General features: G+C 61.5%; 6 protein-coding genes. 1 reads left to right on the forward strand and 5 read right to left on the reverse strand.

Features of this window, described 5'->3' with window-relative positions:
• Positions 1-184: 184 nt before the first annotated feature.
• The 5 genes from Q0288_RS02750 to Q0288_RS02770 all read right to left on the reverse strand — a co-directional run bounded on the left by Q0288_RS02750 (position 185) and on the right by Q0288_RS02770 (position 6,318).
• Positions 185-1,162, reverse strand: a complete 978-nt coding sequence (locus Q0288_RS02750) for a beta-ketoacyl-ACP synthase III (RefSeq protein WP_299426837.1) — start codon at positions 1,160-1,162, stop codon at positions 185-187.
• A gap of 534 nt (positions 1,163-1,696) precedes the next feature.
• On the reverse strand, positions 1,697-3,250 hold the full coding sequence (locus Q0288_RS02755) for a choice-of-anchor I family protein (RefSeq protein WP_299426840.1): 1,554 nt from the start codon (positions 3,248-3,250) through the stop codon (positions 1,697-1,699).
• 266 nt (positions 3,251-3,516) lie between these two features.
• Positions 3,517-3,708, reverse strand: a complete 192-nt coding sequence (rpmF, locus tag Q0288_RS02760; RefSeq protein WP_299426843.1) for a 50S ribosomal protein L32 — start codon at positions 3,706-3,708, stop codon at positions 3,517-3,519.
• A gap of 107 nt (positions 3,709-3,815) precedes the next feature.
• Positions 3,816-4,574: an SAM-dependent chlorinase/fluorinase gene (locus tag Q0288_RS02765; protein WP_299426846.1), complete on the reverse strand. Its 759-nt coding sequence runs from the start codon at positions 4,572-4,574 to the stop codon at positions 3,816-3,818.
• A gap of 247 nt (positions 4,575-4,821) precedes the next feature.
• A complete protein-coding gene (locus Q0288_RS02770) occupies positions 4,822-6,318 on the reverse strand; it encodes a tetratricopeptide repeat protein (protein ID WP_299426849.1) in 1,497 nt (498 codons plus the stop codon).
• A gap of 112 nt (positions 6,319-6,430) precedes the next feature.
• On the opposite strand from Q0288_RS02770, the gene Q0288_RS02775 reads away from it, so the two are divergent.
• A complete protein-coding gene (locus Q0288_RS02775; protein WP_299426852.1) occupies positions 6,431-7,120 on the forward strand; it encodes a hypothetical protein in 690 nt (229 codons plus the stop codon).
• The last annotated feature ends 124 nt before the right edge of the window (positions 7,121-7,244 follow it).

Below are 7,244 nucleotides of genomic sequence, written 5' to 3' on the forward strand. Positions count from 1 at the left end.
CGAGCCGTCGTAGAGGGCTCTGCCCATGCCAATTTCTTGGGAGCCCTGTCCGGGGAACAATGCTGCAATCATCTATAACCTCCAGCCTGGGGTGTACTGCGTATCGCCCACTGCGTATCACCTCGTGCCGATCCTTCTTTTTATCCCATTCCGTGTGGCTCTCGGCCATGGTCTATCGGCGCTCTCAATCCGGCTGCCACCAGGTCAGCACGCTGGCGGCCCAGGTCAGGCCGGCCCCAAAGGTAACAAAGAGGATATGGTCACCATTGTGGATCTTGCCTGCGTCCAGGGCTTCCTGCAGGGCGATGGGCATGGAGGCCGTGGAGGTGTTGCCATAGCGATCCACGTTGACCCAGACCTGTTCGGGGGGTAGTTGCAGGCGTTCGCGGGCGGCCTCGATGATGCGGGCATTGGCCTGGTGGGGGATCAGATACTTGATGTCCTCAGGCTTGAGCCCAGCTTTTTCGATGGCCTCGAGGGTCGCGGTGTTCATCACCCGCACGGCAAACTTGAAGACCTCACGCCCATTCATGTAGGCCCGCTCAGGAATCGGGCTACCATCCGGCAGTTTGTCGGCGATGCAGCGCAGCGTAAGTTCCTTGCCACCGGAGCCATCGGAACCCAGTACAAACGACTTGAAGCCATATCCTGCCGGCACCGGGCCAACCACCGCAGCCCCGGCCCCATCCCCAAACAGCACCGCAGTCGAGCGGTCGGTGTAGTCGAGGATTTTGGAAAGGGTTTCCGAGCCGATGGTGAGCACCCTGCGGGCCAGGCCGCTCTGCACCATGGCATGGGCCTGGGCAATGGCATAGCCCCAGCCAGGACAACCCGCCAGCAGGTCATAGGCTCCGGCCTTCAGACCGAAGCGGTCTTGCACCAGGGCAGCTGTGGCCGGAAACAGCGCATCGGGAGTGTTGGTAGCAACAATCACCAGATCCACCCCATCCAGTGCGCTTCTCCCATGACGCCGAATCAGATCTTCCACCGCCCGAAAAGCCAGGTGCGAGGTGTACTCCCCTTCGGCAGCCAGCCTTCGTTCGCGGATTCCGGTGCGACTGACAATCCACTCGTCGGACGTGTCCAGCGTCTTCTCGAAGTCTTGATTGGTCATGACCCGCTCGGGGGCATAGGTGCCAAGGGCTTGGATACCGATATTCAACGTTGCCTCCTAAGCTGCCCCCGGAGCCGGGGACGCTTCAACAAAGATAACACCCGCCGCACCTGCGCGCCGGGGTGTCCGGCGGTTCTTGGAGGTTTTTACCCCAAATCTGAACCCTGCGCAAAGATGGTTCGCCTCGAGCGAGCATCCTGCAGGCAACAAGAAAACAAGCCCTGCGCAGTATTTTTTAGTTGAAATGGCTATTCATCACGGGGTGGTTCGGTAGCCGAGCTGGCACTCCCGCCTGTACAGCCTGGTATGCATCCAGGAACGGTTCCAGCCGGCACGGCTCGGGGAGTAAACCCCTCAGGATGACCTCGGGCACAAGGAGACGGGCCCGCCCCGGCGCGGTGCCTTGTTTGCGCTCCTGCTGTACTGCTTCTTCGGCGCGGGCGGCCTCCAGCCATGAAGGAAGGGGCTATGGCCTCCTCGTAGCGACGGCCATAACCCCCGCTTATCCATCCCTCGGCGGGGCGTCGCCTCCCTCTTCCGCCTCTGGTCGAGGGCAGAAGAAGGGCTCGAGGCGAAATGTCCTTAGCGCAGCCCCGGCACCCTGGCCAGTTCGATGATCGAGATGCTGCCCTCGGGATCGGTTCTGTAATCGTCGGAGGGCTCACCCTCGTTGGCGGTGAGGATGTAACGTCCGTCGGGAGTAAAGGTCAGCATGTCGGGCAGCGCTCCCACCGGCACGCTGGCCCTCACGTTCCCCTCGGTGTCCATGAAGACCACGCTGCCAGGGTCGGTTTTGACCGGGGCCTCCAGGGCCACCGCCACCAGCCCGTCCCGGACTGCCACGCTGTTGGGTACGCCGCGCTCACGGAAGCTGACCGAACGGATCAAGCGGGGCTGGGCCGGGTTAGCGGCCTCGAGAATGTCTATGCCTCGAGTGTGCCCGTTCACCACGAAGACCCGCCTGGTGCGGGGATCGAAGGCGGGAATCTCGGCGGCTCCCCGGTTGAAGACGGGCCGCCCGTTCTCGGTGAAGACGTAACGCCCCAGCAGCTTCAGGCGCCCCTCGGCTTCGACCTGCCAGAAAGCGGTCGAACCGCTGACCTCGTTGCCTACAATCAGCATCGGCTGGCCGTTGGGGCTGTCGGTTGCGGGCACGAAGACCAGCCCCTCGGGGCCCAGGTCGCCATTGTCCACATAGTTACTGGCGTCAATGGCCTGAGCAAAGTTCCGGTTGATGGCATAGTCGCGCAGCACCGGGGCCTGGGGTATCGTCACATCGAAGCTGAGGATGGCGCTCTGGCGCTCGAGGCCCACAAAGGCATACTGCCTTCCGCCGATGCGCCCCACCGCAACCCCCTCGGGCTCGGGGCCTTTGGCGGCGCTGCGCCCGTCGCGGGCATTGGCGGTGTGGTTGGTGTTAAAGAACTGCGGGTTGCGGGCCAGCACGGTGCGCTCCTTCAGATCGCCGGAGTCCCAGACCAGTCGCCCCGCCGTACTCCACACGCTGACGGAGCGCGCCCCAAAGGCGTAGAGGGCGCCGTAGGCGGCTCCACTCTGCCCGAGGGTGCGGGTCACTTGCAGGCGGGCCAGAGCCGTGCGCTCCTCGGGGGTGTAGCGGCCTGGGTCGAGCTGGAGGTCGCCCACTCTGGCCTCCTCGTTGAAGCCCGGGTAGGCCCGTGCGTCGCCCTCATTGGCGGTAATCAGGAAGCCCTGGCCTCCAAACTCGACATGCGCGATGGCATCGGGCTGATACATTCCAAAAACCTTCGCAGGTTCAATTTTTGCCTGGTTGTCACGGTCGTTCACGTCGAGACCGCTGCCGGGACGGCTGTGATCCTTAAAGCCGAGTGGCAAGATTTCCGTCACCCGGCCCGCCCGGATATCCACCACCGCCAGGGCGTTGTTCTCCTGCAGGGTTACGTAGGCGGTGCGCGAGTCGGGCGAAACCGCAATGTACTCTGGCTCGAGGTCCTGGGCTACGGTGGCGCTGGGGCCAAAAATGCGAACCCCCGCCGACACGAGTTGATCCTTGCGTGCATTGTAGACCTTGAAGTCCGCCGTCGTCACCGGGGCAGGCTGGGTCTGCCCGAGTACTACCAGGCCGACCAACATCGTAAAAAATGCCAATTTTTTCATTCGCCCTCCTGACCCCCAAAGGTATGGACTCGAGGTCAGGGGAGTGTCATCGCGGTCGAAAGCTACCCAGGCCCGCTACCAAGCAGATCCTCCTCCATGGAAGCAGTCTGCTGGTTATCCCCCGACCCCTGGCGAGGCTGCGATGCCAGACCTCTGCGTAGCGCACATACCCAAAGAGGAATTACTCCCCAGTCAGCAGTATTCGCCGTTGGGGTGGTTGAAGGAGTGGTGCTTACCGCGTCACTCCCGCGCAGAGTTGGTAGAGATCAGGCCTGGATTTCCAGCACCTTTTTGCCGGCATAGTAGCCGCAGCTATTACAAACGGCATGGGGGGGAATTTTCGCGCCGCAGTTGGCGCATTTGATGAGCGTGGGGGCCGTCAGGGTAGAAACCGCAGCCCGGCGAATGTCTCGGCGGGACTTGGAAACTTTTTTCTTGGGTACTGGGTGTTTGGCCATTTCAGGTCACTTCCTTCTGGAGAAAGCAACCTCGACAGAAGTCGCTTTCGGCAAACCGCTCTCCAATCTACAAGCTGAAGCCCAATAGGTCAACCCAGGCAGGCTTTTCAAAGGAGTTCTACCCGATCCCCTGGTTTGAGTCCAAGCTGATCCTGCGCACTGCCCAGATGCACTGCCACCTCGAGCAGTCCAGCGCTGCCCACATAAGCCAGGGCCGCCCCGACCGGCACTTCGGCGTAGTGTGAGGCCACCGGAATTTTATGGTAGCGAATTCGCGCGGTCGTACCCCGAATTTGATCGGAGGTCGCAAGCAGGGTGGTGATGGCGTTGCCATACCGGTCAAAGGTGAATATTTCGCCGTGTGTTCCAGTCTTCAGATGAATGGGGAGGCGAACCAAGTGTTGAACGGACAACCCGGGGCCCAGGTGGTGTGGTTCTACCCCGGCGGCCAGGTGGGCCGCCACTGGCCCAAATAGATCCCGCCCACGAAAAGTGGCCGATTTGTTGGGCCGGTGGTAGGCGGGGTTCTCGAGCAAATACGCTTTCTGGGGCGGGTCTTGCAAAAAAGCCAGGGTAAGCAGTCCATTGTCGGGGGCTACATAGCAAAGCCGCTCACCCAGAACCAGAACCGCCGGGTGGCTCGAGCCCGCCCCAGGGTCAACCACCGCCAACACCACCGACTGCTGGGGCAGATAGGGCACCGATTCATACAAAATGTAACTGGCCCGGTTCAGGTCACCCGGGGGCAAGTTGTGGGCCAGGTCGTGAGCGACTACCCCCGGAGCGGTTCGCCTCATCACCGCCTTGACCACGGCAGCATAGGGATCGGCCAGGCCAAAGTCGGAGAGAAAAAAGACCTCGCGCATTCCACAACAGTCTATCCAACCAGAGGCCCTGGCACCGAGAATACGAGCTTCCCAGAGTGTGTGTCGCTGCATCCAGTTCGGTATACATCTGGGTACTGTGCCCGAGACGTGCAGGCTGGCCTGTGTGCCCATATCACCGACCCTTAAGGGTGTACTTCCCTCGAGCCCAGCCCTGGATCAGAAGCAACTCCGACCCCGCAACCGCTCGCTGGCCGTTTGTTGTGGAAGGATTAGTCTTTAGCGTTTCTTAGCTACCCAGTAGGGTGCGGGTCAAAGGCAAGTTGGCGACCAGTGCCAGAATCAACCCTGCAAATACCCAGGCAGCGGCCCCGGCCAGGGCCCCCCTGGTGCGCATATAAAGCCAGCCCAGGAAAAGGCTTGCCATCAGGAAGAAGACCGTAGGGCCGGGGATCGCCAGGGCAAAAAGCACCGGGATCATGAAGGTGCTCAGTTCTTTGTAGCGTTCCTTGAAGACCGGATACCCCACCCCGCGAATGACCAATTCCAGCAGCGCCAGCCCAAAGAAGATGGGATACAGGGTGCCGAGTCCGCTCAGGCCCAGAGGTTTAGCAATATAGGAGTACAGGGCCAGTAAGGCCAGCAAGGCCAGACCAGCCCAGGTGCCCTCAACCCAGCTGGTGCGCGACCCCAGGGCATTCACCATACCTTCTCGGCTGACGCTCTGGTATGCGATCAGGAGCGCAAAGGCTCCGAGCAGGAAATAGAAGACTGGGCGCACCACCTGACCCTGGAAGGGGGTGAACAGCGCCAGCAGGTTCTGGTAAAGCAGCTGGCCAATCCCCACTGCGGCCAGCCCTGCTAGCAGCATGGCCAGAATCAGCCACAGGTGGATGGAGCCAGGGCCAAAACGCCGCTCGGTACCCATCTCCACCGTGCGCATGGGCTCGATGCGGCTCTCTCCGTATAGCACCAGCCCCAGGTAGATTAAAAACACCACCAACCAGGGCCAGACCTTGCCCAACAGGTTGCTGGGCAGGCTCATCCGCGAGGAGAGCTGACGCAAGACCAGCGAGCCTTTGTCAAATTCGCCCAGACCGTAGTAGACCATTGCTAGCAAGCCCAGGGTGCGGGTGTAATCCGCCTCCAGGGGCCCCAGGCGGGGTAGGACTTCCTCGAGGGCTTCTGCGGCCGCACGGGTGTCACCCGACAACCACATCAGGCGGGCTTTGGCAAGCTCCTCTTTGGGGCTGTCACCCAGCAAGCCCAACGCTTCTTGGGGACGGCCCAGCCGCTCAGCCAGTCGCGCAGCGGCCAGGCGGGCCTCCCCCGAAGCAGCCACCCGGCGGAAGGTATCATAGGCTTCCTCATAGCGGCCCAGGGCCTCGTGGATATGGCCGCGCAAAAGCACGGCTTCGGTGTTTAGACCCAGCGGCAGCCGGGCCAGTGCATCGGCGGGGCGGCCCTGCAAGAGCAGAAAACGCGCATCCAGCAAGGCCACTTCGGGGTCTTGCGGGCTGAGCCGGATCATTTGCTGGAGGAAAGGCTGGGCAGCACTGGGATTGTTTTCCTCCAGGAAAATTCGCCCCAGCAGTTTGGTACTGGGCAGATGATTGGGGTCGGCTACCAACGCCAGTTGACAGGTCGCCCGGGCGCTATCCCGCACGCCCTGGTCGTAAAGGGCCCTGCACTGGGTATAGTAGCCTTCTGCACCAAGCTGGGCCGAGGCCGTAAACGCAAATAGGGCGATTCCCACGGCAAAAGGAATCGCTCGTAACGCTATCATGGGGGTAGTGTAACATGCCGGGTCGAAGTCCCTGGCCGCAGATGCACATCCGGTAAAATTCATGCCGGTAGTTGCCGGCGGTAGGCCGTGCGGCAACCTCGAGAGGAGTGGTATGCAGGGTCTGGTGGTATGGATAGTGCTGCTGCTGTCGGCGGGTCTGGCCCAAAACGTAGCCGCAGTTGAAAAACTGGTGGATGAAGGCAGGTTTCAAGAAGCCTATGAGGCGGGTCTGCGTCTGGGCAGCGCCGAGGGCTTGGTTCTGGCCGCCAGAGCCGCCAGCTACTTTGCGGGCTATCTTGCCAACGATAACGAAAAAGCCGACTGGTTTGGCCGGGCCGAGGCGGCCGCACGCCGGGCTATCCAGGCCGACAACGGCGATGCCGAAGCCTATTTTGAGCTGGCTCGCGCCCAGGGCCGCCTCTCGCAATACCGGGGCATTCTGGAAAGCCTGGGACTCGCAGGCAGCATCAAAGAGAACCTGGATCGAACCCTCCGCCTTAACCCCCGGCATGCCGGGGCCAGGGTCGCGCTGGCCTTGTGGCACCACTCGCTAATTGCCAAAAATGTGGGCTGGCTGTATGGCGCCAATAGCAACCAGATCATGCCGCTTTTTAGTGAAGCCATTCGGCTCGAGCCCCAGGCCATCATCCACAAGATAGAGCTGGCCGGGGTACTGGCGGCCCAGGGCAGGAAAGAAGACGCCCGCAATCAGTACGAAGCGGCCCTGACTATTGCCCCCAGAACCGCCGCCGATCGTTTCGACTTGGAGCGCGCCCGCCGCGAAATGGCTGCACTCCGCTAGAACTAGAATTGGTTTGCACCAAAGCCTCCGGGCTGAACATCCCTTTGATAGTTTGATACAATTCGGCGGGTTTGACCCAGGTTTTATAAATCCAGATTTTCAAAAGGAGCTTTGATGAATGACC

It is taken from the genome of uncultured Meiothermus sp. (assembly GCF_937863175.1).
GTDB lineage: Bacteria > Deinococcota > Deinococci > Deinococcales > Thermaceae > Meiothermus.

Excerpts from the sequence above, each read along its gene's own strand:
- Q0288_RS02755 (WP_299426840.1), bottom strand. The coding sequence starts at position 3,250 with ATGAAAAAATTGGCATTTTTTACGATGTTGGTCGGCCTGGTAGTACTC.
- rpmF (WP_299426843.1), bottom strand. The coding sequence starts at position 3,708 with ATGGCCAAACACCCAGTACCCAAGAAAAAAGTTTCCAAGTCCCGCCGA.
- Q0288_RS02765 (WP_299426846.1), bottom strand. The coding sequence starts at position 4,574 with ATGCGCGAGGTCTTTTTTCTCTCCGACTTTGGCCTGGCCGATCCCTAT.
- Q0288_RS02770 (WP_299426849.1), bottom strand. The coding sequence starts at position 6,318 with ATGATAGCGTTACGAGCGATTCCTTTTGCCGTGGGAATCGCCCTATTT.
- Q0288_RS02775 (WP_299426852.1), top strand. The coding sequence starts at position 6,431 with ATGCAGGGTCTGGTGGTATGGATAGTGCTGCTGCTGTCGGCGGGTCTG.